General features: G+C 66.8%; 26 protein-coding genes. 15 read left to right on the forward strand and 11 right to left on the reverse strand.

Annotation, left to right across the window (positions count from 1 at the left end):
- Positions 1-136: 136 nt before the first annotated feature.
- The 6 genes from AB2U09_RS14225 to AB2U09_RS14250 form a co-directional block, all read right to left on the reverse strand.
- On the reverse strand, positions 137-889 hold the full coding sequence (locus AB2U09_RS14225) for a DUF7289 family protein (RefSeq protein ID WP_459193389.1): 753 nt from the start codon (positions 887-889) through the stop codon (positions 137-139).
- Positions 886-3,555 carry a DUF7266 family protein gene (locus tag AB2U09_RS14230; RefSeq protein ID WP_459193390.1) on the reverse strand — a complete coding sequence of 890 codons (2,670 nt, stop codon included), beginning with the start codon at positions 3,553-3,555 and terminating at the stop codon, positions 886-888. The genes AB2U09_RS14225 and AB2U09_RS14230 overlap by 4 nt, the downstream gene beginning before the upstream one ends.
- On the reverse strand, positions 3,552-4,541 hold the full coding sequence (locus tag AB2U09_RS14235) for a hypothetical protein (protein ID WP_459193391.1): 990 nt from the start codon (positions 4,539-4,541) through the stop codon (positions 3,552-3,554). Before AB2U09_RS14235 ends, AB2U09_RS14230 begins: the two co-directional genes overlap by 4 nt.
- Positions 4,535-5,167, reverse strand: a complete 633-nt coding sequence (locus tag AB2U09_RS14240) for a DUF7288 family protein (RefSeq protein WP_459193392.1) — start codon at positions 5,165-5,167, stop codon at positions 4,535-4,537. Before AB2U09_RS14240 ends, AB2U09_RS14235 begins: the two co-directional genes overlap by 7 nt.
- Position 5,168: 1 nt before the next feature.
- Positions 5,169-5,735 carry a DUF7287 family protein gene (locus AB2U09_RS14245; RefSeq protein ID WP_459193393.1) on the reverse strand — a complete coding sequence of 189 codons (567 nt, stop codon included), beginning with the start codon at positions 5,733-5,735 and terminating at the stop codon, positions 5,169-5,171.
- Between the two features lie 121 nt (positions 5,736-5,856).
- Entirely contained in the window at positions 5,857-6,771 is a 915-nt protein-coding gene (locus tag AB2U09_RS14250) for a DUF7351 domain-containing protein (protein WP_459193394.1), read from the reverse strand.
- 140 nt (positions 6,772-6,911) lie between these two features.
- Between AB2U09_RS14250 and AB2U09_RS14255 the strand changes: the two genes are divergently transcribed.
- The 6 genes from AB2U09_RS14255 (at position 6,912) to AB2U09_RS14280 (ending at position 10,363) form a co-directional block, all read left to right on the forward strand.
- Positions 6,912-7,331 carry a response regulator gene (locus AB2U09_RS14255; RefSeq protein WP_459193395.1) on the forward strand — a complete coding sequence of 140 codons (420 nt, stop codon included), beginning with the start codon at positions 6,912-6,914 and terminating at the stop codon, positions 7,329-7,331.
- A gap of 98 nt (positions 7,332-7,429) precedes the next feature.
- A complete protein-coding gene (locus tag AB2U09_RS14260; protein WP_459193396.1) occupies positions 7,430-8,662 on the forward strand; it encodes a translation initiation factor IF-2 subunit gamma in 1,233 nt (410 codons plus the stop codon).
- Positions 8,659-9,039: a type II toxin-antitoxin system VapC family toxin gene (locus AB2U09_RS14265; protein ID WP_459193397.1), complete on the forward strand. Its 381-nt coding sequence runs from the start codon at positions 8,659-8,661 to the stop codon at positions 9,037-9,039. The genes AB2U09_RS14260 and AB2U09_RS14265 overlap by 4 nt, the downstream gene beginning before the upstream one ends.
- A gap of 1 nt (position 9,040) precedes the next feature.
- On the forward strand, positions 9,041-9,619 hold the full coding sequence (locus tag AB2U09_RS14270; protein ID WP_459193398.1) for a DNA-directed RNA polymerase: 579 nt from the start codon (positions 9,041-9,043) through the stop codon (positions 9,617-9,619).
- Positions 9,616-9,816 carry a transcription elongation factor subunit Spt4 gene (spt4, locus tag AB2U09_RS14275; RefSeq protein WP_459193755.1) on the forward strand — a complete coding sequence of 67 codons (201 nt, stop codon included), beginning with the start codon at positions 9,616-9,618 and terminating at the stop codon, positions 9,814-9,816. Before AB2U09_RS14270 ends, spt4 begins: the two co-directional genes overlap by 4 nt.
- A gap of 1 nt (position 9,817) precedes the next feature.
- Complete coding sequence (locus AB2U09_RS14280; protein WP_459193399.1) at positions 9,818-10,363, forward strand: GTP-dependent dephospho-CoA kinase family protein; 546 nt, start codon at positions 9,818-9,820, stop codon at positions 10,361-10,363.
- A 478-nt stretch (positions 10,364-10,841) separates the two neighbouring features.
- On the opposite strand, the gene AB2U09_RS14285 is transcribed toward AB2U09_RS14280, so the two are convergent.
- The gene (locus AB2U09_RS14285) at positions 10,842-11,354 is read right to left on the reverse strand and encodes a dihydrofolate reductase (RefSeq protein ID WP_459193400.1); all 513 of its coding nucleotides are present in this window, start codon (positions 11,352-11,354) and stop codon (positions 10,842-10,844) included.
- A gap of 2 nt (positions 11,355-11,356) precedes the next feature.
- Positions 11,357-12,355 (reverse strand): thymidylate synthase, encoded by a 999-nt coding sequence (gene thyA / locus AB2U09_RS14290; protein ID WP_459193401.1) that lies wholly within the window; start codon positions 12,353-12,355, stop codon positions 11,357-11,359.
- 156 nt (positions 12,356-12,511) lie between these two features.
- Between thyA and AB2U09_RS14295 the strand changes: the two genes are divergently transcribed.
- Complete coding sequence (locus tag AB2U09_RS14295; protein WP_459193402.1) at positions 12,512-14,155, forward strand: outer membrane protein assembly factor BamB family protein; 1,644 nt, start codon at positions 12,512-12,514, stop codon at positions 14,153-14,155.
- 39 nt (positions 14,156-14,194) lie between these two features.
- Here the strand turns inward: AB2U09_RS14295 and AB2U09_RS14300 are convergent, their stop codons facing one another.
- A complete protein-coding gene (locus tag AB2U09_RS14300; RefSeq protein WP_459193756.1) occupies positions 14,195-15,232 on the reverse strand; it encodes a class I SAM-dependent methyltransferase in 1,038 nt (345 codons plus the stop codon).
- A gap of 242 nt (positions 15,233-15,474) precedes the next feature.
- Between AB2U09_RS14300 and AB2U09_RS14305 the strand changes: the two genes are divergently transcribed.
- The 3 genes from AB2U09_RS14305 (at position 15,475) to AB2U09_RS14315 (ending at position 18,190) form a co-directional block, all read left to right on the forward strand.
- On the forward strand, positions 15,475-16,035 hold the full coding sequence (locus tag AB2U09_RS14305) for a TATA-box-binding protein (protein ID WP_123535123.1): 561 nt from the start codon (positions 15,475-15,477) through the stop codon (positions 16,033-16,035).
- Positions 16,036-16,162: 127 nt separating this feature from the next.
- Positions 16,163-16,657 carry a DUF7473 family protein gene (locus AB2U09_RS14310; RefSeq protein WP_459193403.1) on the forward strand — a complete coding sequence of 165 codons (495 nt, stop codon included), beginning with the start codon at positions 16,163-16,165 and terminating at the stop codon, positions 16,655-16,657.
- 273 nt (positions 16,658-16,930) lie between these two features.
- Complete coding sequence (locus AB2U09_RS14315; protein ID WP_459193404.1) at positions 16,931-18,190, forward strand: hypothetical protein; 1,260 nt, start codon at positions 16,931-16,933, stop codon at positions 18,188-18,190.
- Between the two features lie 52 nt (positions 18,191-18,242).
- On the opposite strand, the gene hisG is transcribed toward AB2U09_RS14315, so the two are convergent.
- Positions 18,243-19,091 carry an ATP phosphoribosyltransferase gene (gene hisG, locus AB2U09_RS14320; protein WP_459193405.1) on the reverse strand — a complete coding sequence of 283 codons (849 nt, stop codon included), beginning with the start codon at positions 19,089-19,091 and terminating at the stop codon, positions 18,243-18,245.
- Between the two features lie 105 nt (positions 19,092-19,196).
- Here hisG and AB2U09_RS14325 point away from each other — a divergent pair, with 105 nt between their 5' ends.
- The 3 genes from AB2U09_RS14325 to AB2U09_RS14335 all read left to right on the forward strand — a co-directional run bounded on the left by AB2U09_RS14325 (position 19,197) and on the right by AB2U09_RS14335 (position 21,993).
- The gene (locus AB2U09_RS14325) at positions 19,197-19,502 is read left to right on the forward strand and encodes a hypothetical protein (RefSeq protein ID WP_459193406.1); all 306 of its coding nucleotides are present in this window, start codon (positions 19,197-19,199) and stop codon (positions 19,500-19,502) included.
- A gap of 45 nt (positions 19,503-19,547) precedes the next feature.
- Positions 19,548-20,756 carry a M48 family metalloprotease gene (locus AB2U09_RS14330; protein WP_459193407.1) on the forward strand — a complete coding sequence of 403 codons (1,209 nt, stop codon included), beginning with the start codon at positions 19,548-19,550 and terminating at the stop codon, positions 20,754-20,756.
- Between the two features lie 151 nt (positions 20,757-20,907).
- Positions 20,908-21,993 carry a DUF373 family protein gene (locus AB2U09_RS14335; protein WP_459193408.1) on the forward strand — a complete coding sequence of 362 codons (1,086 nt, stop codon included), beginning with the start codon at positions 20,908-20,910 and terminating at the stop codon, positions 21,991-21,993.
- Positions 21,994-22,029: 36 nt separating this feature from the next.
- Here the strand turns inward: AB2U09_RS14335 and AB2U09_RS14340 are convergent, their stop codons facing one another.
- Positions 22,030-22,458 carry a DUF4112 domain-containing protein gene (locus tag AB2U09_RS14340; RefSeq protein WP_459193409.1) on the reverse strand — a complete coding sequence of 143 codons (429 nt, stop codon included), beginning with the start codon at positions 22,456-22,458 and terminating at the stop codon, positions 22,030-22,032.
- 142 nt (positions 22,459-22,600) lie between these two features.
- Between AB2U09_RS14340 and AB2U09_RS14345 the strand changes: the two genes are divergently transcribed.
- Together AB2U09_RS14345 and AB2U09_RS14350 are read left to right on the forward strand one after the other, a co-directional pair.
- Entirely contained in the window at positions 22,601-24,340 is a 1,740-nt protein-coding gene (locus AB2U09_RS14345; RefSeq protein WP_459193410.1) for a glycoside hydrolase family 97 protein, read from the forward strand.
- 55 nt (positions 24,341-24,395) lie between these two features.
- Positions 24,396-24,809 carry an NUDIX domain-containing protein gene (locus AB2U09_RS14350; RefSeq protein ID WP_459193411.1) on the forward strand — a complete coding sequence of 138 codons (414 nt, stop codon included), beginning with the start codon at positions 24,396-24,398 and terminating at the stop codon, positions 24,807-24,809.
- Positions 24,810-24,840 lie beyond the last annotated feature (31 nt).

Below are 24,840 nucleotides of genomic sequence, written 5' to 3' on the forward strand. Positions count from 1 at the left end.
CCACAGTCCCCGGATATCTTTCTATTCACCGGTCGATCAAACAGTACTCTACACCGAGAGTCCGTACTGCAAGTACTGACTTGCACGATAGAACGGGAGGCCACTCGGAAACGACACTCGAAACGGTAGACGACTGTTATGTACCGAACGACACCGAAATGACGGTCTCCCGGACGTACATCGCGTCGATGCCGTCACAACGATAAGCGTCCGAGGTGGGGTCGGCAGTCCAGTTCCCAGTTTTCTCGAAATGACGATCCCAGGCGTTGGACCGCGAAGAGTCGACAGTGACGAACAACTCTTCGGCCTCCTCGATGCTGTCCTCGCCAGTCCGATTCTTCGGGAAGCGGAGCGCCCGTGTCTCGGCCGTCCCGGTGACCGACACGTAGTCCCCGCTGATCTTGTCGGTCGACTCCGAGACGACGCGAACGACCGAGACGACGGCCCGATCTTCCGTGCAGGTCATCGGCGACTCCTCGACGATTGCGATGTTGTCCTGACTGTAGGTCCTGAAGACGGCTCCGTTCTCGTAGGTGATCGTGGTCCCGTCGCTCTCGTACTGGAGTCCGCCGACATCGAACTCGCGATCGAAGTCAGTATTCTCTGCCTCGACAGTCACCGTTGGGCCGTCGACCACCGCTAGTGACCCACCTGATAGAGACAGCTCGTTCGTCCTGACGTTCGCACGCTGTTCTTGGAGTTGCTCGAAGCTCGATGCGACCTGTTCCATCCCTGCCTCCGCGTTGTCCAGCCGCTGCTGCTGGCTCAGGTCGTCGAACTGCGGATAGCCCATCGTCGCCACCAGCCCGACCGAGACGACGATGATCGAGAACGTGAGCGTGAATCCGACGAGATTTCGGACCGCACGCTCGTCATCGTGGAGTCTCATGAGTCCCCCGCGAGTCCGACCTTGTGGAGCACCGGACTCTTGACCACCGAAGCGGAGTCAAACTCGATCTTCAGTCGGAAGTTACTCGCCTCGTTAGGGAGACCGTCAACGGCGACCCTGTGCTGACCGTCACGTAACGAGATCTTTTCGCTTACGTCGTCGGAAGGGTCACCGTAGTCACTGTCACCGTCCGTATCCGCGATGACTGTGACGTTGATCGATGTCGCCTCCGGAATCGACGCGTTGTACTGTAGCGCCATATTCGAGGAATCGAGATTTTGCGACCCGCCCTTCCAGTCGGTTTGCAGTATCCCACTCCGTTCGTAGAGACCCTCAACTTCTGAGTCGTCCAGTGCTCTGTCGTAAACGCGAATCTCGTCGATCTTGCCGTCGAAGTGACGACCGCCGGTACGATCATCGATATTGCTAGCAATACCGATATCGCGGTGAGTCTCGGCAATCTTCTGCGCGTATGTCGTCGTCTTTAGCTCACCATTGACGTAGGTTTTTATAGTCCCCCCGGGCCTCCGCCAATTCTCTTCGAAAACACCAACAATATGATACCATCGGTTCGATTCAAGACCCTGCCACCATGCATTTGACCGCCAGTAATCATCATAGATAGTAAATCCGGGGCGGTTCCCATCTGTTAAGTGGAGATTGTACGACCGATCCGAATGCTGGAAGAGAGCTCGATACCCACTCTGTTCTGAGTCTTTATTAACCCACATCGAGACAGTGACTTCGTCGGTATCACTCATCTCGAGCGTCGGATCGTTCTCGATCGTGAGGTGATCATCGTCCCCGTCGAAGCGATACGCCTGCGTTCCAAAGACCCCTAATCCAGTACCGGGATCATTTTCCTCGGACGCATGGTTGCCGTTTCCAGAAGCATCATCGGGAGTGTCATCTAGCGGCCAATAACCCATTAGCCCGCTGCCTGAAGCCGGATAACCGATCGTGACACGATCAGCCTGCCGATCCCCAAGCGATCGGTGAACAACGCCATATGAATCCCCGTCATCCCAGTCGCTGGCGTCCTGCCAGACGTAGTCGTCACCGTCGAACAGGGTCACCGTCCTGTTAATCGATTTCGACCCGAGCGTCTCGTAGGCCGAAACCCCGTCACGTTCAGCTACCGTCAAATTCGCCTTGACCGTCCCGCTGGTGAGCGTATCCACATAGTTTAGTTCGTGCCGATAGTCTCCCGATGCCGTTTGCACGACGTTGTCGATCCCGGACTCGGTTCCGCTGAGATCGCCGCCGAGATCGGCTTCGATCGTGTCCAATTTCTGATCCGCAACGACGACGAGATCGACGCGGTCATTGTCCGATCCCTGCTCGGTCTCAATACGGAATTCTTCGACGTTCGTACTCCCCGCGGTATCCGTGAATACCGTCGAGTTCATTCGGCCAGCTACCTGGTATCGGACACCGATATCGAACTCCGTACCGGTCAGGTCGCTGTTCCCCGCAAACGCCCCGGTCCAGATTTCCGCGCTTTCGCCGTGACTGAGAGAGACTCTCTCCTCTAGTTCAACGACAATTCCACCGGACGAAACTTCGGGCTTCAGATCCGTGATTGAATCAGCCCGCCCGTTATCTCCGTGTTTGGCCACAACGATCTCGCCGACGTTTGCCTCATCCTCGAACGGACAATTATCGTCGTCGTCACAGTTGTTGCCGATCGATCGGAGGGTATCATCTTTCGGGTCCACGAGCACTTCCGTGAGCTCGATATCGGTCGCATACTCGTTGGTGACTGTGAAGTTGATAGCACCTTCGCGGGAGTCACCGTATCGTTCTTCTGCGCCTTCCTCACTGTCCGTGAGGTCCTCCTCGTATGCAAGCCCGGATACTCGAACCCGTTGCGTGACATTGCTCGTCGCACCTTCATTGTCCACGACCTGTAGAGTTACTTCCTGCGGCCCGGGATCGAGCTCGCGGGTGAAATTCTGCCCAAGTGTCTGTAATGTGCCGTCAGAACCAAGCCGCCACTTATACGCCACAATGTCGCCGTCGACGTCGAACGATTCACCAGCTTTGAACTCTGTCTCGTCGCCGCTCCGGGGCATCCCCGGCGAGAACGTGAACTTCGCGATGGGTGGACGGTTGACGGGACTGACGACAGTCCCGAAGCGGTCAACTTCGAACGACCGTCCGACGCCGATGCGGGGGTGGTGGTCCGCGACGGGGCGGGCCGAGTCCGCGACACCGCCCGCGGAAACCACGGTCATCACGAACGTTCCGCCGCCCTCGTCTTCGAGTTCGACGTCGCTCGTGAGGTTCACCGGAACCTTCGCCGTAGCGTCGACGCTTTCCCCTTCGAGGACGAGACAGGAGTCGGTGTGGAAAGCCCCGGTATCGCAGGGGTCGCCCTCCGCGAGAGACACCCTGTAGCTGTTCCCGACGACGGTCGAGTCGACGGTCGTCTTGACCGAGACTTCCCCGCCGTGCTGTCCCAGTTCGTCGGCGCGTTCGACCTGCGAGGCCAGCTGGTTGCCGATCGTCTCCAGTTGCGAGTCCGCGACCTTGGCCCGCTCGTCCTGGACGTAGCCCGCCATCCCGTTGAGGAGGACGACGACGAGGAGGCTGGTGATCGCGATCCCGAATACGTGGGAGATCTGGGTCGATACACCGCGGTCGTCGGTACTGTGGGCTCTCATCGTGCCTCCCGGTAGACGGTGATGTTGTACTCGTTCGCGTAGTCGAGCTGGCTCCCGCCGAACTCGGTCGTCACGTTCGCGGTCCAGACGGCGGGCGACCGACACGGCTGGTCGGGTAACGGACCGGCCTGTTCGCAGGGCCCGTAGTACGAATGTGAGGGGTTAGTGTCGTTGTAGACGAGTTCGTACTTCGCGACGAGTTGCTTCCCGCCGGAGACGTCGACCTGGTAGGGCGGTGCGATCGAGCGCGTCCCGTTGAAGTCGCACTCGCCGTTGAACGAGCTGCCTTCGAAGACATCGAGTAGCACGCGGTCGCGCGAGGGGTCACACAGCGTCGACGAGTTCCCGGCGTGGCTCACGTTCGACGAGACGCCGAGGTTGACGCCGGTCCCGACCGTCGTCCTGTTGATCGAGACGTTCACCGAAGCGCCCGTCGCGTTGGTGACGTTGATCCACGTCGGTCGGTCGCTCGTCTCGTCGACGTTCACGTTCATCGTGAACCAGCCCATGTTGCGATACTCGCCGTCTTCTCCGATGGTCCACTCCTCGCTACCGCCGTCGGACGTGACGTTCCCGTCGGCCGCCTGAACGACCCGGGATCCGAAGTGCGAACTCTCGTTGTCGTAGGAGATCGCGACGTGCTGACCCCGGGACCCGGCGTACGATTCGGCCATGAGCGAGCTGTAGACGGTCATGTTGCGCTCGATAATCGTCCCCAGCTCCGCGCCGGTCAGGTTCCGGTGGCGATGGTTGAGCCGGAGGACGAGCGAGCGGGCTCCTTTGCGGGACTCGTACTCGAACTCCTGGGCCTCGTCGATCTGGGGGGACACCTCCGAGACGGCGCTGTTCTCGGTGACGAAGTGGCTGTTGACGACGACGGTGAGTGCGACGATGACCGCCGCCAGCGTGAGCGCGCCGAGGAGGATCATCTGCGCCCGATCCCGGTCCACCAGCGGTCGGTCGGGGGTGTCGGCGTCGGTCACCATACGGTCAGGCGCACCTCCACGACGTTGTAGATGGGGCCGTCGACGGCGTTCGGGATCGGGTAGTAGCCGTCCTTGCTGTTGGTCGCGTTCGTGTCGTACTGCCAGAGTTCGACGTTCTGCGAGGCGTTGGTCGCCGTCAGCGTCTGATTGTCGTAGAGCGTCACGGTGTAGCTCGCGGTCACTGCGTCGTCCGACGGCTCGCCGCGGTAGGCCATCGGGATCGTCTGCGTCCCCGTCGAGAGGTTCCGCGGCCGGTAGGCGACCTCGACGTTGAAGAAGTTCGACCGCTGGGTGAACGTCTCGTTCAGCATGACGCCGAACGACCCCGGTAACTCGTCGGACCCGTAGCCGATGCGGGGGTTCGCGGCGCCGTCGAAGGTCCGCTGGCTCTGGGACCAGTAGCGAACGAGCGACGAGAGGTCCTGCGAATCCGCTCGCGAGGTCATCAGGAGGACGTCGTCGGCCTGCTGTCGGAGGTCCGTCCGGGTCGACTGGTCGACGTTGCCGCTGCTCGTCGGGGTGACGACCACGGAACTGATCGCCAGGAACAGCGCGCCGAGCAGGATGAACGCGGCCGCCAGTCCTTCGAGCGTGAACGCCTGGCCACGGGTGTCAGTTCCGGCCATCTTACCACGCCCTGACCGCGAGTCGACAGCCCGGTCGGCACGCCCCGCTGTCGAGTGTCACGATACGAGCGGTCGACCCCGCGGCGTTGCCCCGATAGCGCGCCCCGACGGCCAGTTTCGAGCCGTCGTGGCTGACGATTCGACTTCCGTTCAGTGTGGTGAGCGTCACGTTGAACTGCGCCGTCTGCTGGATCCCCCACCGCGTTCGGAGGGCGCTCTCGGACCCAGTGAGCGTGTTCTCCAGCAGGTCGGCGTCGAGTTCGTTCGGCTGACGCCCCGTCGAGAGGTTCTGGACCAACGTCGTCGCGACCCGGTCGGACTGGGAGATCTCCTCGCTCCCGACGCCCGTCGACAGCGGCCCGACGAACCCGAACAGGCCCGCGAGGACGGTACTGAGTGTGATGATAAACAAACTGATCCCGATCGTGTAATCGTGCAGTGTCTGTCCGCGGTCGGCCGATCGCGGCCGCTCGCGCCCGAGCGAACGCCGTCGGATCCGGTCGGCCGGTCCCAACCGGCCGCGGTGCTCGTCGGTCCCCGGATTCCCCTGTTTCCGCTCACCCACCATATCAAGTATCGCCCCACTTTCGTGTCCACCAGTATCATTGTTACGGGTAGCTCTCGAGGGGAAGTAGGGCCGGCTTACCGGGAAAACGGCGCGGTAGCGGCGACTTCGATGAACGGGGTGTCTATCCGTCGCAGGTTCGACAGTCGGTATCGACTACGTCGAGGTCGCCGTCCAGCGTGACGGTGAGGTGGTCCTCGGCGAGGACGATGTCCACGGTGACGCGCCACGGGTCGACACTCTCGACGCTGGTGTACTCGTCGTCGACGCACCACGGGAGCGTCCAGTAGGGACGGTCAGAGAGGTCGATGCCGTGGTCCTCGTAGAACGCCGAGACGATCGACTCGTCGAGGAGGACGAGGCCGACCGGCGAGCACAGTTCGTTGCGACAGCGCTCGCAGACGTGTTCGACGCGGAGCGAGACGTCGAGACAGCAGTCGCCGCCGCGGACGATCTCGGTGTGGATGCGGCCGGCACAGGAGGGGCAGACGCCGTCGGCGGCCAGGCAGTGAAGGTGGCGCACCCGCTCGTCGAAGGCGGTCGCGATCTCCGCGTCCGTGCGGTCGACCAGTCCGCCGGGCGGGAACTCGTACTCGCCGTGGGACTTCCCGCAGTCGACGCAGTCGATGCGGAACTGCTCGTCGGCGTAGCCGGCTTCGAGCCCGCCGCCACAGCGGGTGCAGGCGCCCTCGACGCCGAAGGTGTCGACGTCGGGCTGGCGGGTGAAGGTGCCCGCGCGGATCGCGCGGACGACCTGTGCGCCGGCGTGGCGCAGGTCGTACCCGTCCTCGCCCTTGGCGACGAACTGGTCGGTGAGTTGCTGGAGGTGGTAATTGAACTGCGCGCTGTCTCGCATCTCCACCGCGTCGTGGAGTTCGGAGAAGCTCACCGGCCGCTCGTCGGCGCGCCACAGCGCCTCCAGGATGTCGAGTCTGGTCTCGTTGGCGACGACGCCGAACGCCTCCGCGGGGTCGACGTCCGCGGCGCTGGCGTCCGCGGCGTCGCCCTCGTCGCCGGCGTCTTCCCGAGCTCGGCTCATACACGAACGTTCGGAACCGCCTGCCAAAAGGGTTCCCTGAAGCCGTTTTTTGTTCCCGTCGTGTCACTATCCGTGGCGGTTTCAGGGCCAGAAAACGCTTGGGGGGAGTTACCGTGGTCGCGGACCGAGGGGGCGACGTGATGTGTGCATCGAGCGACTCCGGTGCGGTCCTGCGATCGGCCGAGTATCGGGAGGATCGAACGGTGCTGGCTGTGGACGACGATCCGGAGCTGACAGCGCTGGTGGGCGCGTACCTGAGTCGACTGGACGACGTCTCGGTACTGACGGAGACAGATCCCCAGGAGGCGCTCGCTCGGCTGGACGAGGCGATCGACTGCGTCGTCTGTGACTACGACATGGTCGAGATGGACGGCATCGCGGTACTCGACACCGTCCGGGATCGGTACCCGGACCTGCCCTTCGTCCTGTTCACCGCGACTGACGACGAGCGCATCGCCGAGCGGGCGCGCGAGCGCGACGCCGCGTTCGTCCACAAGAACGGCGCCGCCACGACCTTCGATCGACTGGTCGGCGCGGTCGAAAGCGCACTGGACGGGTGAGGATCGGTCGGCAAGTACTCGAAGTGGGGGACGCGACGAGCGCAAACAGTAGGTTTATCAGTCGCAGAGGGCGAAGATTCCCCAAGATTACTCTCCAGATGACGACGAACACACAACCGGAGGTGAACATCGGACTCGTCGGTCACGTAGACCACGGCAAGACGACGCTGGTGCAAGCCCTGTCGGGCGAATGGACGGACCAGCACTCGGAGGAGATGAAGCGCGGTATCTCCATCCGCCTCGGCTACGCCGACGCGACGTTCCGCGAGTGTCCGGAGGAGGAGCCGCCTCACTCCTACACTGTCGAGGAGACCTGCGGCGAGCACGACGTCGAGACGGATCTGCTCCGCACGGTCTCGTTCGTCGACGCCCCGGGTCACGAGACGCTGATGGCGACGATGCTCTCGGGCGCGTCGATCATGGACGGTGCCGTCCTGGTCGTCAGCGCTGGCGAGCCCGTCCCCCAGGCACAGACCGAGGAACACCTGATGGCGCTGGACATCATCGGGATCGACAACATCGTCGTCGCCCAGAACAAGATCGACCTGGTCGACGAGGAGCGCGCCCGCGAGAACTACCGGGAGATCCAGGAGTTCGTCGAGGGCACGGTCGCCGAGGACGCGCCGATAGTCCCGATCAGCGCCCAGCAGGGCGTCAACATGGATCTCCTCATCGACGCCGTCGAGCGCGAGATCCCGACGCCGGAACGGGACCCCGAGGCCGACGCAGAGATGCTCGTCGCGCGCAGCTTCGACATCAACCGCCCCGGTACCACGTGGGACTCGCTTTCGGGCGGCGTCCTCGGCGGCTCGCTCGTCCAGGGCGAACTCGAGGCCGACGACGAGATCGAACTCCGGCCCGGTCGCGAAGTCGAGGAAGGCGGCCAGACGGAGTGGCAGCCCGTCCAGACGACGGTGCGCTCGCTCCAGGCCGGCGGCCAGACGGTCGACAAGGTGACGCCGGGCGGCCTGCTCGGCGTCGGGACCGGTCTCGACCCGTCGATCACGAAAGGCGACGCGCTCGCCGGACAGGTCGCGGGACCGCCGGGAACGCTCCCGCCGACCCACGAGCAGTTCACGATGGACGTGGATCTGTTGGATCGGATCGTCGGCGAGAACGCCGGCGACGTCGAGGAGATCTCGACGGGCGAGCCGCTGATGATGACCATCGGCACGGCCACGACGGTCGGGTCTGTCACCAGCGCGCGCGGCGGCGAGGCCGAGGTCGCGCTCCAGCGGCCCGTCTGTGCCCGCGAGGGCGCGAAGATCGCCATCAACCGACGGCTGGGCGGCCGCTGGCGGCTCATCGGCATCGGCACGCTGCGGGAATGAGCGTCGTCATGGACACGAACGCACTGATGATGCCGGTCGAATGCGGCGTGCGCGTGTTCGAGGAACTCGACCGACTGGTGGGCGCGAGCGAGCGGCTCGTCCCCGCCGCGGTCGTCGACGAACTGCAGAAGCTCGCCGACGGTAACGGGGAAGAAGCGACCGCCGCGAGCGTCGGCCTGGACTTGGCGCGGGACCGCTGTGAGTCGGTCGCCCACGCGGAGTCCTACGCGGACGACGCGGTCGTCGAGGTCGCCGAGCGCGAGGGGGTAACGCACGTAGTCACGAACGACGGTCCGCTCAAACGCCGGCTGCTCGCTCGGGGCGTTCCGGTAATTAGTTTACGGGCCGAGAACAAACTCACAGTCACTCAACCATAACATGTACAAACGGGTCACACTCCGCGACACGGTCGAAGTGCCGCCAGCACACCTGGCGGACGTGACGCCGGGGCTGGTCAAACGGCTCCTGCAGGACAAGCTGGAAGGGCGCATGGACGAAGACGTCGGATCGGTCGTCTCGGTCATCGACGTTCACGACATCGGCGAAGGGGCGGTCGTCCCCGGCGAGCAAGGCGTCTACTTCACCGCCGAGTTCGACGCGCTGACCTTCGATCCCGAGATGCAGGAAGTCGTCGACGGCGAGATCGTCGAGGTCGTCAACTTCGGCGCCTTCGTCGGCATCGGGCCGGTCGACGGCCTGCTCCACGTCTCGCAGATCTCCGACGAGTACCTCGCGTACGACGAGGAAGGGCAGATGCTCTCCTCGCGGGACTCGAATCGGACGCTCGGAGTCGGCGACGCCGTCCGGGCCCGCATCGTCACCAAGAGCATCGACGAGCGCAACCCGCGCGACTCGAAGATCGGGCTGACGGCAAAGCAGGTCGGCCTCGGCAAGCACGGCTGGCTCGAACAGGACCGGCAGAAACGGGAGACGGCGACGGAACCGGGTGAAGACTGATGGCCGACAGACTGGTCTGTCGCGAGTGCCACCGCGTTCAGGACTCCGAGGAGGCCGAGACGTGCGTCTCGTGTGGCTCCTCGTCGCTGACGGAGGACTGGGCGGGCTACGTCGTCATCGGCCACCCGGACCGCAGCCGCATCGCCGAGGAGATGGGCGTCACCGAGCCGGGCGCCTACGCGCTGAAGGTCCGCTAACGTGACTGTCGTCCTCGAACTCCAGTCCGCGCTCCGCTCGGAGCTCAAAGACCCGTTCGGGCCCGTTTCTACCGATACCTCCGCCGTCCTCGCCGCGGCCGGCGACCCGCTCGTTACCGTCGGCGACATCGTCACCTATCACACCCTCGACGCCGGGCACACACCCGACGTGGCGTTCGTCGACGAGCGCACCGAGCGCGCCGCCGTCGACGACGAGATCAGCGACGCCATCGAGGACTCGCAGTTCGACCGCGTCGTGACCGTTGAGAACCCGCCGGCGACGCTTACCGCCGCGCTGCTGGACGCGCTCGCCGACGCGCTCGCGACCGGCGAGAAGACGCTCGTCCGCGTCGACGGCGAGGAGGATCTGGCCGCCCTGCCCGCCATCGCCGCCGCCGGCGACGACGCAAGCGTCCTCTACGGCCAGCCCGGCGAGGGCGTCGTCCACGTCACCGTCGACGCTGACACCTGCGAGCGCGTCACCGACCTGCTCGGTCGGATGGACGGCGACCCCGCCCGCGCGTTCGAACTTCTCGACCTCGACTGACCGCCCGCTTCGACCTGCGGTGAGTCACTGGTTCGAGACGACCGAATTTCTGCACTGGCGCGCGCTTTCATGCGCGCGACGGCACCGTGCGAGGGACGAGCACCGCACGCCGCAGGCGCGCGGAGCGCAATCGGCTGGGGAGGCTTGTGGCTGTCTGCGGTGCTGTGCAGGCCGGTCGCTGTCCTGGTGGACTGAAAGGGCGAGGCGGGCTCGCGTTCATCTAGTCGTCTGCGCGGGCACTATCCGCGCGGGCGGTGCGGAGAGCGCGGATATCCCGCCGCAGCGACCGCGAGCCCGCCGAGGGCTTTCGACGCCTGTTGTTCGCTGCAGTAATAGCTCCAGCTAGCGAACGCGCCCAGGGCTGTCACCGCTCACTGATTCCTGCGGTAGTGGATCCTAATACTGCTAGCGAGCGCGCCGAGGGCTTTCAACGCCTCCAATCGCCAGCAGCCAGCGGAGAACACACTCCCGACCAGCCTCACGCTCGCTCGTAGGTGACGAACGACAGCTCGCCGTCTTCGCGCCGCTCGGCCTCGATCCACTCCTCGTCGTCCCACTCGGGGAAGTAGGTGTCACCGTCGGGCGCTTCGGGGACCTCGGTGACGACCAGCCGGTCGGCCAGCGGGAGGAACTGCTCGTAGACCGACGCGCCGCCGGCGACGTAGACGGTCGAGCGGTCGCTTCCGGCGAGCGCCGACTCGGCGGCCGCGATCGCCTCGTCGACTCCGCCCACCACGACGACCCCCTCGGGGGCGTCGACGCCGACGCGGGTGAGGACGACGTTCGTCCGGTCGGGGAGCGGGCCGCCGATGCGGTCGGCGATGCTGCGGTAAGTGCGTCGCCCGAGGATCACCGGGTGGCCGGTCGTCGTGGACTTGAAGTGCTGCAGGTCCTCCGGGTAGTGCCACGGGATACCCTCGTCTGCCCCGATGACGCCGTTCTCAGCCACCGCGGCGATCAGCGCGATCTCGGGGTCGGCGTCGTCCGCCATCGTCACTCCGCGACCGCGAAGTCGAGTCCCGGAGCGGGGTCGTAGTCGCGGAGTTCGATGTCCTCGTACTGGAGGTCGTCGACGGGCTTGTCGGCCACGTCGATGGTCGGCCGCTCGCGCGGTTCGCGGGTCAACTGCTCCAGCAGATTGGGGACGTGGTCGGCGTTCTCCGCCTCCGGCTCCTCGGGCGCCTCGGTCAGGATCCAGTCCCTGACGCCGGCGTACCCCTCGCGGTCGTCGACCGCGTGCATCCGCTCGCGCAGTTCCTCGCGGTTTTCCTCGTACCACTCGCCGCGGGCGCCCTCGCCGCAGTAGGCGTGAGCGTCGACGACGGAGTGGGAGAACGACCCCACCTCGAACCCGGTGCGCTGGGCGACGATGTGGGTGACCAGCGAGTACGCGGCGATGTTGAACGGGATCCCCAGCGCGATGTCGCCCGAGCGCTGGGTGAGGTGGAGGTTGAGGCGGTCGCCCTGGACGTTGAAGACGAAAGTGTAGTGACACGGCGGGAGCGTGCTGACGGTCGCGTTGGCGGGGTGCCAGGCGTTGACGACGATGCGCCGCGATCGGGGGTTCTCCCGCAGCGTGTCGAGGACGTACTGGAACTGGTCGAAGGTCCGCTCGTCCTCGTTGACCCAGCGGTGGCTGTCCTCGGGCCAGCTCTCGCCTTCCAGTCCCTCCTCGGGGATCGGGTATCGCCGCCAGAAGCGGCCGTAGGCAGTGTCGAGGTGGCCTTCCTCGTCTGCCCACGCGTCCCAGATCTTCGTCTCCTCGCGGAGGTTGCGGATGTGCTCCTCGCCGGAGAGATACCACAGTAGCTCGTGGATGAGCGAGTTCCAGCGATACCCCGAGAGATCCTTGGTGGTGAGGAGCGGGAACCCCTCCTGGAGGTCCACCTCGTAGTGCGCCCCGAACGTCGAGAGCGTGTCCACGCCCGTCCGGTTGGGCTTGTACGTGCCGTCGGCGATGGCCGTCCGGACGAGATCCAGATACTGCTGCATCGTAGCGTGAATCAGCGCGGAGGGGGATAAATGGTGCCAAGTCGTCTCGACCGGGTCGCGACGAGACGAGAACCGACGGACAGCCAGAAGACATATTACAGCCACCTGTCACGACGCACATATGATTCGCTGGACGCCCAGTCGGGTGAGTCGATAGTGGACCGAGTGAGTCGCCGCCTGTTCCTCCGGGCGGCGGCAGGGTCTGGGCTCGGACTCGCGGCGGGTGTCTCGAGCGCAGGGGGACGCGACGCGGACTCCGGACGTACGGCACGCGCACGGAATTGTGGGGACGCCGGGGGAGCGTCGGCGACAGCCCAGTCCACCGACTCGCCGGAGGTCGAGGAGTGGCGCTTCGACGCCGGCCACAGCGTGTCCTCGTCGCCGACGATCGTCGACGGGACCGTCTACGTCACCAGCGCGACGGAGACGCTCTTCGCCATCGACGCAGCGGACGGTACCGAACGGTGGCGCGCAGACCTCGAAGACCCCCACGAGACAGCACCGACCGTCGTCGACAGTACGGTCTACGTCACGGGGGCGAGGACGTACGCGCTCGACGTGGACGACGGGACCGAGCGCTGGTCAGTCGACGTCGAAGGCGATTCCGGGTCCAGCCTGACGGTGGCCGACGGGAGCGTGTTCGTCGCGACCGGGCCGCCGTCGGAGTCGGAGAGCGGGCAACTGTACGCTCTCGACGCCCACACCGGCCAAGAGGAGTGGCGCTTCGAGACGGAAGAAGGCGGGATCTACTCCGCGCCGACGGTCTCGGACGGGACGGTGTACGTCGGTGCGAGCGCGAACGACTTCCGCGTGTACGCCGTGAACGCCGCGGACGGGGCCGAACAGTGGCGGTTCAAAACGAACGCGTTCGTCTCCGCGTCGCCGACCGTCGCCGGTGGCACCGTCTACGTCGCCAACGGCGGCAACGAGGTGTACGCGCTCGACGCGACCGAGGGGACCAAACAGTGGGCGTTCGACGACCTGGGCGGCGTGATGACGTCGCCGACGGTCGCCCACGGCCTGGTCTTCGTCGGGGGGTCACGCACTCTCTGCGGGCCGACGGACACGAGCGTCTACGCCATCGACGCGACCGAGGGGACCGAGCGATGGTCCCTCGAGACTGGAGAGGAGATCCGGTCGTCCCCTACTGTCGCGGGCGAGACTGTCTTCGTCGGGAACCGAGCGGGGACCGTGTACGCGCTCGGTGCCGCCGACGGTACCGAACGGTGGGCCTTCGAGACCGGCGATGCCGTGGAGTCGTCACCCACCGTCGCGGACGGGACCGTCTACGTCGGCAGCAACGACGGGCATCTGTACGCGCTCGACGCCGGCGTCGACGGATCGAGCCGAGGGTCCCGGGCGCTCTTGGGGACGCTGGGACACCACGACCAGTGGCGCGAGACGGGACGTACGCCCTCTGCCGCCGGCGTGACTGAAGACGACCTCCCCACACCCACTCCGACCCCATCGTCGCCCACGGGAACGGATGGAACCGCCACCACCGAAACCGTTCAGTCCGGCAGGACCCAGCGGACTGTGACAGCAGCACCTGGACCCGGGGCTACGACCGATACCCGACCGGAGCCGACGACCTCCACTCAGCCCACCAAAACGATGGACGAGACAGACCGACGAACAGCCGGGACTGGCAGCCCCGCTGCGACCCCGGCGAACACCGACGAGTCCACCACGGTCGCCGCGGACGGGCCCGGGTTCGGCGCCGCGAGCGCACTCCTCGGTCTCTCCGGTGCGAGCTATCTCGTGGAGTGGTGGCGGCGAGACGCGGACGCAGGCGAGTAGCCGGGGCCCGAACGCGTGCGTCGGTCGAGCGGTGGACGACTACTCCCGACTCAAGACGAGGACGTGCCGGACCAGCGAGTTGTGCACCCGTCGTTCGAAGTGCTCTTCCACGGTCCAGCCGGCCGCGAGCGCCTCCTCGGCCCACGGCCGGTCGGCGACGACCACGGCCCGCGGCGCGATCCGGCGGGCTTCCGCGAGCGCGCCGCCGACCAGTTCCGCCAGCGAGTTGCCCTCGATCTTCGACTGGCGGCCGTAGGGCACGTCGAAGACGGCGGCGTCGGCGCAGTCGTCCGCGAGCGGCAGGCGCGTCACGTCGCCGCGGCAGACGCCGAAGTCGCCGTCCGGGCCGAGCGCATCCCGCAGGTTCGCGCGCGTCCCGCGGGCCATCTTCGCCTGCGCGTCGTTGCCGACGGCGCGCGCGCCGACGAGTCCCGCTTCGAGGAGCAGCCCGCCGGTCCCGCACATCGGGTCGACGACGGTCGCTCCCTCGCGGGCACCGGCGATGTTGACGAGCGCGCGGGCGAGCATCGGGTCCATGCTCCCCGGCTGGAAGAAGGGGCGGTCCGTCGGCCGGCGGTCGCCGAACCCCCGCTCGCTCTCGACGGCGAGCCAGCCGAGGACGCAGACGCCGTCGTCTTCTCCCACGCCGTCCTCCAGCTCGCCGTTCTCGGCGGTGCTGTCGGCGCCGGGCGGCCCCGCAAAGAGCGCCCGGAGTTCGTGGTCGGGGTCGTCCAGGTCGACGGTGAACCCGCGGTCGACGAGCACCTGCCCGAGTTCGCGCTCCGCGCGCTGGGTATCGACGCCGGTCGTCGCCCGCACGTCGACGGCGCGGACGGCGACGCTCCCCTCGCGGTCGAGGGTCGCCGCCGAGAGGAGCGCGCGGGCGCTCGCGATATCGGGCTCCGCGCGCCCGGCCTGCTCGCTCGCGCGGTGGACGAACGCGAGATCGCGCACGCGCTCGGTGACCGCGCGCGCGGTCGCCAGCCCCGCACCGACTACTTCGACCCCGGATGCGGCGCTGTCGGCCTCACACGCCGCGAAATCGTCGTCCTGCCCCCCGAGTTCGAGGACGTACACGCCCGACAGTCGCCCGCCGTCGGCCAAGAACCCACCGGTGACTCGTCGACCCCCCACTCTCGAGGGGACTCGCTCCCGCGAAACCCCGACCCCTCATAAACCGCACTCTCACCCCCACAAAAAGGCATTTTTACGGGGAACACGGGACCGATAACTCACAGATCTGACCCGTTCGTGAACGTGACCTATCAAGCTGGCGTATGAAAGTTTATAAGCCTTAAATACAACGTTTAAGTCGAGACATGGTTGACCCCAAGGAGACAATCAATATCGAAAACGTCGTCGCCTCGACTGGAATCGGGCAGGAGCTCGACCTGCAGAGCGTGGCGATGGACTTAGAGGGGGCCGATTACGACCCCGAGCAGTTCCCCGGTCTCGTCTACCGCACGCAGGAGCCGAAATCGGCGGCGCTGATCTTTCGTTCGGGCAAGATCGTCTGTACCGGTGCGAAGAGCACGGACGACGTCCACGAGAGCCTCCGCATCGTCTTCGACAAACTGCGCGACCTGAACATTCAGGTCGACGAGGACCCCGAGATCGTCGTCCAGAACATCGTCACCTCCGCGGACCTGGGCCGCAATCTCAACCTCAACGCCATCGCTATCGGGCTGGGGCTGGAGAACATCGAGTACGAGCCCGAGCAGTTCCCCGGTCTCGTCTACCGCCTCGACGACCCCGACGTCGTCGCCCTGCTGTTCGGCTCCGGGAAGCTCGTCATCACCGGCGGCAAACAGCCCGAGGACGCCGAGGAGGCCGTCGACAAGATCGTCTCCCGGCTCGAAGACCTCGGCCTGCTCGAGTAATCGACGCGAACGCTGACCGACCCGCGGATCGCCGTCGGCAGTAGCCGCCCGCTGCAGTCGCCATCGGCCGCCTTCCGCTGTCGGTCGCGATAGCAGCCTACAAACGGCCGCTCTCCCTATCGCCGCTATGGACTTCGCAGCGCAGCCCCCGCTCGCCGACGCCTCCGCGGCGCTCGCCGACGCGCTCGCACCGCTCCGGGCCGCGAGTCCCGGTCAGCTTCTGCCCGATGCCGCCGGGCCGCTTCAGGCGGACCCCACGGGTGGCGGGATCTTCGCGCTCGTCGTCACGTTCCTGATCACTGCGCTGTTCTACGCGATTACGCTCCACCTCGCCGCGACGTTCTTCATCGGCGACGTGCCCAGTCAGCGGGCGGCCTACGTCGGCCCCATCCCGGCGCTCGTCTCGATCCTGCTCGGTCGGTACGGCGTGGAGGGCATCGGGTTCGTCCCGCCCGGACTCGCGTTCGTCCTCGCGCTCGTCGTGACGCTCGTCGCCGACGCCATCGCGATCAGCGTCTCCTACCGGGTCTCGTGGAAACCCACGGCTATCCTCACGGCACTGCACTTCGCCTTCTCCGTCGCACTCATCATCCCGCTCAACAACATCTTCCAGTTCGTCTGAGCGACCCCGGCGTCGACTGCCCGCTCGCTCGTCCCGACGCGCCACAACTAAGCGGCTGTTAGGCGACGGTAACCCGACGTTTCGGTCGGCTTGCGAGCGAAAGGTGCTCGGTTCCACCGCTGTAAGCGGCTCTCTACCGTGGAATGGGACCGACGTAACGCGGGCTGGCAGCGAGCGCTGCACTGTCAAGTCGGGGCGGAGACAGCCCGGTTAACTGACGACAATCGCGACTCATCAGCGAGTAACAAAGTGATCGGAAGATCGTTATAGATTATGCCATCCGATAGCTTCGACGAGAGCGGAAACACGCGACGGCGGTTCCTCGGCGGGACGCTGGGCGGTGCGCTCGCGGCCACACTCGGCGGGACGGCCGCCGGGTCGGTCGCAGGCGCGACGGACTCGGAGGAGGAACTGGACATCAGATGTACGGGGGTCTACAGTATCGACGAGGCCGGCGCGGCAGCGGTTCACGTCGATTTCACCGACGGGAGTTACGTCAGGACAGCCGACGGGGCGCCGTCCTCGGTCAGGTCCCCCGGTCGGATCGTAGAGCGCGTCGCGTTGGATCGCCCCGGCGAAAAGGAGAACTTCGAGGCGGACACCGACTGCGATCCCGGAGAGCTAGCAACGACGTTCACCGACAGTTCCGTGAGCGTCGGCGCGGGCGAGGAGGAGGCGCTCGGCATCACGGACACCACGAGCGTCACGCTCTACTACGCGGACGGGACCTCTCAGACAGTACTCGAAAACGGCGAACACACCGGGATCGGTAGCGACGGGGATTCCGAGGGACTGTCGACGACCTATCGCGGCGAGGGCGAACACGCGGGCAAGACTATCGAGGCGATACAGTTCGAACGGTCGGCGTACGACATGGACGTCTACCTCCGAAATCGCGAGGTCGGCGAACACCTCCTCGGCAAGCGGACGCCCTCTGAACGGGTCGTCGAGATCGTCGGTGCCGGACCGGGCGACGTCGAGTACGAGTTCACCGTCGACGGTCCGGTCGAACCGGCGTCGCTCACCGACCGCGTCGGTGCCGGAGACAACGACGACATCACCGATAACGGCGACGGCACGTGGACTGTCAGCGGGTTCACGGGGAACACCGGATACGGCGACGCGTACGTCGTCAACGGCGAGATCACGTCGTTCGAGCAGACCGCCGGCAACGGCGAGTACGTCGTCCGCGAGTACGAGCGGCGAGTCACCCGAAGCTCCCTCGACGAGACCGATCTCCTCCGAATCGTCGGGACAGATTCGGGGGACGTCGAGTACGAGTTCACCGTCGACGGCCTCGTCTGGGCAGTCACGAACGTCGGCGAACCGCTGAGGGCGGAGGACAACGACGACGTGGCCGACAACGGCGACGGCACGTGGACCGTCAGCGGATTCACCGGGAACGAAGGCTACGGCGACACCTACGTCGTCGCCGGCGACGTCACCGACTTCACCCGGACCGGAGGGAACGCCGACTTTCGGATCGAGGTCGACGGGCGCGACGTGACCCCGCAGGAACTCGTCGACGGGTGAGCGAGGCGAACAGAACGAACGGAGGTGAGCCGGGCGAGCCGCGGCGAGCGAGCTATTCCACCAGTCGCTCGATCTCGGTGACGAGCACGTCGCTGGCGCCGACGTCTTTGAGCGCGTTGATCGTCTCGAAGACCTCCCGCTCGTCGACGACAGCGTGGACGGCCACGTCGTCGCTCCCGGCGATGTCCATCACGGTGGGGCCGCCCATCCCCGGCAGCACGTCCTCGACGTCGTCGAGGCGCTCCTGAGGGACGTTCATCATCAGGTAGCGCTTGCCCTCCGCGGAGAGGACGGATTCGAGCGCCATCCGGGTCTGCTGGACCTTCTCGTCGTCGACGACGTCCTCGCGGGCGAACAGGCGGACCGACGACTCCAGCACGTCGGCGATCTCCGCGAGGCGGTTCATCCGGAGGGTCGTCCCCGTCGAGGTGATGTCGACGATGGCGTCGGCGATGTCGACGTGTGGGGTCAGCTCGGTCGCGCCCGAGACTTCAGCGATGTCCACCTCCACGTCGCGCTCGGCGAAAAAGTCGCGGGTGACGTTCGGGAACTCGGTGGCGACGGTGCCGCCGTCGAGGTCCTCGACCGCCTCGATGTCGCCGTCCTCGGGCGCCGCGAGGACGAGCCGGCAGGCGCCGAACTCGAGATCGAGCAGGTCGACGAGCGCGTCGGTGTCGGCCTCGCGGGCCTGATCGAGGCCCGTGATGCCGATATCGGCAGCGCCGTCGGCGACGTACTCGGGGATGTCGGCGGCGCGGGCGTAGAGGACGGTCACGTCGGGGTCGACGGTCTGGGCGTAGAGCTTGCGGTCGGCCCCGTCGACGACGTGGAGGCCGGCCCGGTCCAGCAGGTCGATCGCGGGGTCGTGCAGGCGACCCTTGTTGGGGACGGCGATGCGCATACCACCACTGGACGGGCCGCGGGCAACTGTCTTTCCCTCTCTCCGCAGTGAGCGACTCCCTTACCGTCCGTACGTTTATCCGGGAAGGCCGAACCACCGACTGCTATGACCGCAGTCAGTACGACGGACGGTATCACGTACGGCCTCAAGACGACGGTTTCGTTCGGGCTCGTCCTGCTGATCGCGCTCGTCTGTACTTTCGTCGGGACGAGCATGGCGAACGGGTCCGTCTTCTTCGGCTACGACGGGTGGGAAGTCGTGCGGTGGGGCCGGCTGTTCGTCGGGCTAACCCTCTCCATCGGCGGTCTCCTCGCACTGTATAGCGGAACCTTCGGCCTGCTCTACAAAGTGGTCGCCGACGGGGTCGAGCGCGGTAGCGGCGGACATGCAGCTGCGCCCACGGAGCGATGATGTCGACACACAAACCTTTTCGCGAGACCGTTCGCAGTCATCGCTATGCTCGCCCTCCACCCGCTTCAGTCGGGCGTCCGCCCCCGCGCGCCGACGGTTCTCCAGTCGGGTCCGAGTACCGGCGTCGGCGACGCGGTCGCCTCGCTGGGCGCGCTCGCCGCGGTTTCGCTGGTCGCCGCGCTCGCGCTCTTCGCGTACAGCCGCCGCTACCGAGACGCGGCCGACACGACGGCCGCACTGACCCGGATCCGCCGGGCGCTCCGCCTCGGCCTCCCCCTCGTCTACGTCCTCGCGCTCGTCGCGATGGTCCTGATGGGGTGGCTCGACGCGGTCGACGCCGCCTTCGGGGCGCTCTTCGGCGGCGAGTCGACCGTCGGCGGCGCCCTGACGCTCGTCGCCGGCCTCGCCGCGCCGCTGGTCGCCGTCGTCGCGGGGTACTTCGGCGCGTTCCCGGCGATCAGGGAGCTTCGATCGGTCGAGGCCTCGGCCGCGACGGTGGCTGCGCGGCTCGCCCGCTACGCCGGCGGGATGGTCGGCGTGCTGGCCGTGGTCGTCGTCGGCATGAGTTTCCTCGGCGAGGGTCTCGCGACCAGCGCCGGCTTCTTCGGCGTGATCGGGGCGCTACTAATTGCGGTGTGGGCCGGCTCGTCGTGGCTGATCCGTCTCTCGCAGTCGACGCGCGCCCCGAGCGACGCCGAGCGCGAGCGACTCGACCGCCTCTGTGCGGACGCCGGCCTCGACCCCCGAAACGTGCGCGTCCTCGAAGTCGCGGACGCGAAGCAGGCGTTCGCGGTCGTTCGCGGGCTGCCCGGCCGGCGCCACCTCTTCGTCACCGACTACCTGCTGAACGAGTTCGACGACGACCGCCTCCGGGCGTATCTCGCGCTCCAGGCCGGCCGCGCTCGAGTCATGCACCTCGAAGCGCGGCTGGCCGTCGTCGTCGGGACGTTCGCGCTGGCCGCCGGACTCGTCGCAGGGGTCCTATCGGTGCCCGGCGTCGACGACGGAGTCGCCGCGCTGGGCGTCCTCGTCGCCGGTGCCGTCGGACTGTGGGCCGGCACGCGACTCGTCTACCGGGCCGACGCCTACGCCGCCGCCCGGACGAGCCGGGACGCCGTCGAGGCGACGATCCAACGATTCGCCGACCTGAACGACGCCCCGATGGAGTGGGGACGGATCGCCACGTTGCGGCAGATGGAGCCCTCGCTGAATCGCCGGATCGAGCGACTGCGCGACCGCTCGTTGCCGGAGTGACGGCGCGGTCGGCTGCTCGCCGCGGGGATCGCGAACGGGCGGGTACAGGGTCCGGAACGCGGCGGGAGTCAGCGACGGCGGTGGGGAGCCGGCGGTCACCGCCGCCCGGAGGCCCGAAGACTGATACCCGCCGGCAGTCTACCCCCGACCGATGCTGTTGGTCCTGTGCGTGGACCTCGACGACGACCTCGGACGCAAGACGGGCGTCGAAACGCCCGTCGTCGGCAGCGACGCCGTCGAGGCCGCCGCCGTCGAGCTGGCGACCGCAGACCCCGAAGACAGCGACGTGAACGTCCTCTTCGAGGGGCTGCACATCGCCGAGCGGATCACGGACGAATCCGTGGAGGTCGCCGCGGTCACCGGCGTCGACGGTAGCGACGTGGCGGCCAACCGCGCCGTCGGCGAGGAACTCGACACGGTGCTCGCGGGGCTGGCCACCGGCGAAGACGTCCGCGCGATGGTCGTCACCGACGGCGCACAGGACGAGTCCGTCCTGCCGGTGATCCGCTCGCGGGTCCCCATCGACGGCGTCCAGCGCGTCGTCGTCCGTCAGGCACAGGACCTGGAGTCGATGTACTACACCATCAAACAGGTCCTCGACGACCCAGAGACCCGGGGGACCATCCTCATCCCGATGGGCATCCTCCTGCTCATCTACCCGCTCTCGATCGTCGCCGAGCGCCTCGACATGCCCGGCGCCGTCTTCGGGGTGACCTCCGCACTGCTCGGTTTCTACCTGCTCTCGCGGGGACTGGCGCTGGGCGAGCGCCTCGACACGCTCGTCGACCAGGTTCGCGAAGGGCTGTACGGCGGCCGCGTCTCGCTGGTGACCTATCTCGTCGCGGGCCTCCTGTTGATAATCGGCGGGTTCACCGGCGTCGAGACCGTCACCGACCTGCAGGCCCAGGCCGACGACGCACTGGACGTCATCGAGGTCATCGCGGCACTGGTCTACGGTTCGCTGCGGTGGTTCGCGGCCGCGGGCGTCACGAGCAGCCTCGGCCGCGTCGTCGACGGGTACATCGACGGCGAGTTCGAGTGGCGCCACCTCAACGCGCCCGTCTACGTCCTCGCCATCGCCTTCATCCTCCACGGCGTCTGTAGCTTCGTCCTCGCGTTCGGCGACCTGTCGTACCTCGCCTTTACCCTCACCGGCGCGACGCTCCTCGGCCTTGCCAGCACGTTCGCCTTCGCGCTCGCCGAGTCGCGACTGGGTAGCCGCGTCAACCCGACGTGAGCGCCAGAAATACCTACGCAACGGAGTTGGGCCAGTTCAGGCCGGTTCGGGGCCGACCTCGATCTCCGCGGACTCGGTCGCCAGATCGCCGACCGCGAGTTCCACGTTCCGGCGGTTAGCCTTCCACGCCGCGTCGAAGAGGTCGCCGGCGAGCGGTATCAAGCCACCGGCGAAGTCGACGGCGACGTTGGCCGCCATCCGGACCAGCGTCGACCGCTCGACGTCCAGCAGCGCCGCCTGCACGATGATAATCAGGGAGGCGAGCGCGGCGACGCCGTCACCGACGAACGGGAGTATCCCGATCAGGGGATCGATCCCGATCCGTCGCTTCGTGCCCGGGACGGCGATCCCGTCATCGAGCAGGTACGCGGCGAGATCCATCCGCTGCAGCGCGGCGTGGTCGACGTCCCCCGGGAGGTCGCTGGCGGCCTCGAAGTCGTACCGGAAATCGGGCTGTGCTGCCATTGGCTTCGCTTGGGCCGCGAGGCGGATAAGCGCCGGCCCGGCGATAGAGGTGGCCGGAGCGGCCCGCGCTCGAAACAGACCCACCCGCGGCGACCCCCCGGGACCCGGCACCTATTTGGGACGCCCGATGCCCGAACAGAACATGGAACTGACAGGCCCGAACGGCGCGACGACGGCGGTGTTCGACCCCGAAGACGCCACGCTGGCCGTCGAACGGGACGGCACCACGCTCGTAACGCCCTCCGAACTCCCCGTCGAGAGGCTCTCCCGGGAACTCCACGGCGTGGACTGGACCGGGGCCAACGTGTCTGTCGGCGACGCCACCGAGATCGCGGAGACCTACGAGATGCCGAAGGGGAAAGCTCACGAGCGAACCCACCGCGCCGTCGAGCGCACCGTCACGTACGACCACCCCGACGCCGACGGCGTCGTCGAGGTGCAACTGCGCGCGGCCGCCGAAGGCGTCGCCGTCCGATACCGAGTCACCGGGGAGGCGATGGAGATATTCACCGGCGACGGGACGACGCTATCGCTCCCTCGCGACACCGTCACCTGGCTGACGCCCTTCGATCACGCACACGAGGCCAGCGCTCGCCAGCAACCCATCGTCGAGACCGAGGGGGAGTACTGCCCGCCGGGACTGTTTCGTGTGGACGACGAGTGGCTCCTCCTCACCGAAGCGGGCGTCGACGGCGACTACGCTGCTTCCCGGCTCGTCGCCGGTGAGACGGAGATGACGTTCGGCGTCCCCGCCGGTCACCTGAACGCCCACTTCCCGCTCGAGACGCCCTGGCGCGTCGCTATCGTCGGCGACCTCGCGACCGTCGTCGAGTCGACGCTGGTGACGGACCTGGCGGGTACCGCCGAGTACGACACTGACTGGGTCGAACCCGGTCGCGTCGCGTGGTCGTGGTGGTCCGAGTCCGACAGCCCCGACGACTTCGAACGCCAGCGCGAGTACGTCGACTACGCGGCCGACCGCGGCTGGGAGTACGTCCTCGTCGACGCCGGGTGGCCGCGCCGCCGCGAGGAGATGCCCGAACTGATCGACTACGCAAACGACCGCGGCGTCGACATCCTCCTCTGGTCGCACTGGACCGACCTGAACACCGAAAGCAAGCGAGAAGAGCGCCTCGGCACCTGGGCCGACTGGGGCGCCGCCGGGATCAAGGTCGACTTCATGGACGACGACGACCAGGGCCGGATGCAGTTCTACGACGACCTCGCCGCCGAGGCCGCCGAACACGAGCTGCTCGTCAACTTCCACGGCTCCGTCGTGCCCACCGGCCTCCAGCGCCGCTATCCCCACGTGATGACCTACGAGGGCGTCATGGGCGCCGAGTACTACAAGTGGAGCACCGTCACGCCCGAGCACAACTGCACGCTCCCGTTCACCCGCAACGTCGTCGGCCCGATGGACTACACGCCCGTCACCTTCTCGGCCGACGCCGCACAGACCACGCCGGGCCACGAACTCGCGCTCTCGGTCGTCTTCGAGTCGCCGCTCCAGCACTTCGCCGACTCCGTCGACGAGTACGCCGCTCGACCCGAAGCGGAGGGGTTCCTCGAAAGCGTGCCGGCCGCGTGGGACGAGACCCGCTTCGTCGGCGGCCACCCTGGCGTCGAGGCGACCGTCGCCCGCAGAGACGGCGACGAGTGGTTCCTCGGCACGATTACGGCCGGTCCGCAGCGCATCGTCACCGTCGACTGCGCGTTCCTCGCGTCGGGCGAAGCAGACCCGAGCGAGACGTGGACGGCCCACGTCGTTCGAGACGAAACGGGGGGCGCCCTCGCGTCCGAGGAGTGGCCGGTCACCGGCGAGGAAGCGCTCGACATCGTGGTGCCGGAGAACGGCGGGTTCGCTGTGCGGTTCACGCGGTAGCGATCGACCCCCATAATGAAGTCCCCGCCTGTCGTTCAATTCTATTGACCGTTCCATGTCTGAAACGATCGGCGTGGCCCAACTGGTCGTCCGCGCCAAGCGCGGTAGCGACTGCAGGTACCTCCTGGCGCGCCGGACGATGGACGGACACTGGGAGTTCGTCGGTGGCAAGCGCGAGCCCGGTGAATCGATCCGGGAGGCCGCCCGTCGGGAACTGGACGAAGAACTACAATCGGTGTCGCCGGACGCGGCACGGATTACCGACATCGGGGAATCCTATCACAGCCACGTCGACGAGCAGTTCCTACTCACGCCCGTATTGGTGGACCTTCCCGGGCGAACGATCAGTTCCCTCGACGAGAGCGACCTGTCCGACGAACACGACGCGATGGCGTGGATCGAACTCGACGAATTCGACGAGTATTCGACGCTGGGACAGCGTGAGGCAGTCGAGACGCTCGGTCTGTAGGCGCGGGCACGTGCGGGCAGGTACTGTCGGA

This window comes from Halosimplex yunnanense (assembly GCF_054504345.1).

What these genes read in the sequence shown, in the direction of transcription:
- AB2U09_RS14240 (WP_459193392.1), bottom strand. Translation starts at nt 5,167, where the DNA reads ATGGCCGGAACTGACACCCGTGGCCAGGCGTTCACGCTCGAAGGACTG.
- hisG (WP_459193405.1), bottom strand. Translation starts at nt 19,091, where the DNA reads ATGCGCATCGCCGTCCCCAACAAGGGTCGCCTGCACGACCCCGCGATC.
- AB2U09_RS14270 (WP_459193398.1), top strand. Translation starts at nt 9,041, where the DNA reads ATGTACAAACGGGTCACACTCCGCGACACGGTCGAAGTGCCGCCAGCA.
- AB2U09_RS14230 (WP_459193390.1), bottom strand. Translation starts at nt 3,555, where the DNA reads ATGAGAGCCCACAGTACCGACGACCGCGGTGTATCGACCCAGATCTCC.
- AB2U09_RS14330 (WP_459193407.1), top strand. Translation starts at nt 19,548, where the DNA reads ATGCTCGCCCTCCACCCGCTTCAGTCGGGCGTCCGCCCCCGCGCGCCG.
- AB2U09_RS14350 (WP_459193411.1), top strand. Translation starts at nt 24,396, where the DNA reads ATGTCTGAAACGATCGGCGTGGCCCAACTGGTCGTCCGCGCCAAGCGC.
- AB2U09_RS14335 (WP_459193408.1), top strand. Translation starts at nt 20,908, where the DNA reads ATGCTGTTGGTCCTGTGCGTGGACCTCGACGACGACCTCGGACGCAAG.
- AB2U09_RS14325 (WP_459193406.1), top strand. Translation starts at nt 19,197, where the DNA reads ATGACCGCAGTCAGTACGACGGACGGTATCACGTACGGCCTCAAGACG.
- AB2U09_RS14265 (WP_459193397.1), top strand. Translation starts at nt 8,659, where the DNA reads ATGAGCGTCGTCATGGACACGAACGCACTGATGATGCCGGTCGAATGC.
- AB2U09_RS14245 (WP_459193393.1), bottom strand. Translation starts at nt 5,735, where the DNA reads ATGGTGGGTGAGCGGAAACAGGGGAATCCGGGGACCGACGAGCACCGC.
- AB2U09_RS14305 (WP_123535123.1), top strand. Translation starts at nt 15,475, where the DNA reads ATGGTTGACCCCAAGGAGACAATCAATATCGAAAACGTCGTCGCCTCG.
- AB2U09_RS14255 (WP_459193395.1), top strand. Translation starts at nt 6,912, where the DNA reads ATGTGTGCATCGAGCGACTCCGGTGCGGTCCTGCGATCGGCCGAGTAT.
- AB2U09_RS14235 (WP_459193391.1), bottom strand. Translation starts at nt 4,541, where the DNA reads ATGGTGACCGACGCCGACACCCCCGACCGACCGCTGGTGGACCGGGAT.
- AB2U09_RS14225 (WP_459193389.1), bottom strand. Translation starts at nt 889, where the DNA reads ATGAGACTCCACGATGACGAGCGTGCGGTCCGAAATCTCGTCGGATTC.
- AB2U09_RS14315 (WP_459193404.1), top strand. Translation starts at nt 16,931, where the DNA reads ATGCCATCCGATAGCTTCGACGAGAGCGGAAACACGCGACGGCGGTTC.
- AB2U09_RS14285 (WP_459193400.1), bottom strand. Translation starts at nt 11,354, where the DNA reads ATGGCGGACGACGCCGACCCCGAGATCGCGCTGATCGCCGCGGTGGCT.
- AB2U09_RS14260 (WP_459193396.1), top strand. Translation starts at nt 7,430, where the DNA reads ATGACGACGAACACACAACCGGAGGTGAACATCGGACTCGTCGGTCAC.
- AB2U09_RS14310 (WP_459193403.1), top strand. Translation starts at nt 16,163, where the DNA reads ATGGACTTCGCAGCGCAGCCCCCGCTCGCCGACGCCTCCGCGGCGCTC.
- AB2U09_RS14250 (WP_459193394.1), bottom strand. Translation starts at nt 6,771, where the DNA reads ATGAGCCGAGCTCGGGAAGACGCCGGCGACGAGGGCGACGCCGCGGAC.
- thyA (WP_459193401.1), bottom strand. Translation starts at nt 12,355, where the DNA reads ATGCAGCAGTATCTGGATCTCGTCCGGACGGCCATCGCCGACGGCACG.
- AB2U09_RS14340 (WP_459193409.1), bottom strand. Translation starts at nt 22,458, where the DNA reads ATGGCAGCACAGCCCGATTTCCGGTACGACTTCGAGGCCGCCAGCGAC.
- AB2U09_RS14345 (WP_459193410.1), top strand. Translation starts at nt 22,601, where the DNA reads ATGGAACTGACAGGCCCGAACGGCGCGACGACGGCGGTGTTCGACCCC.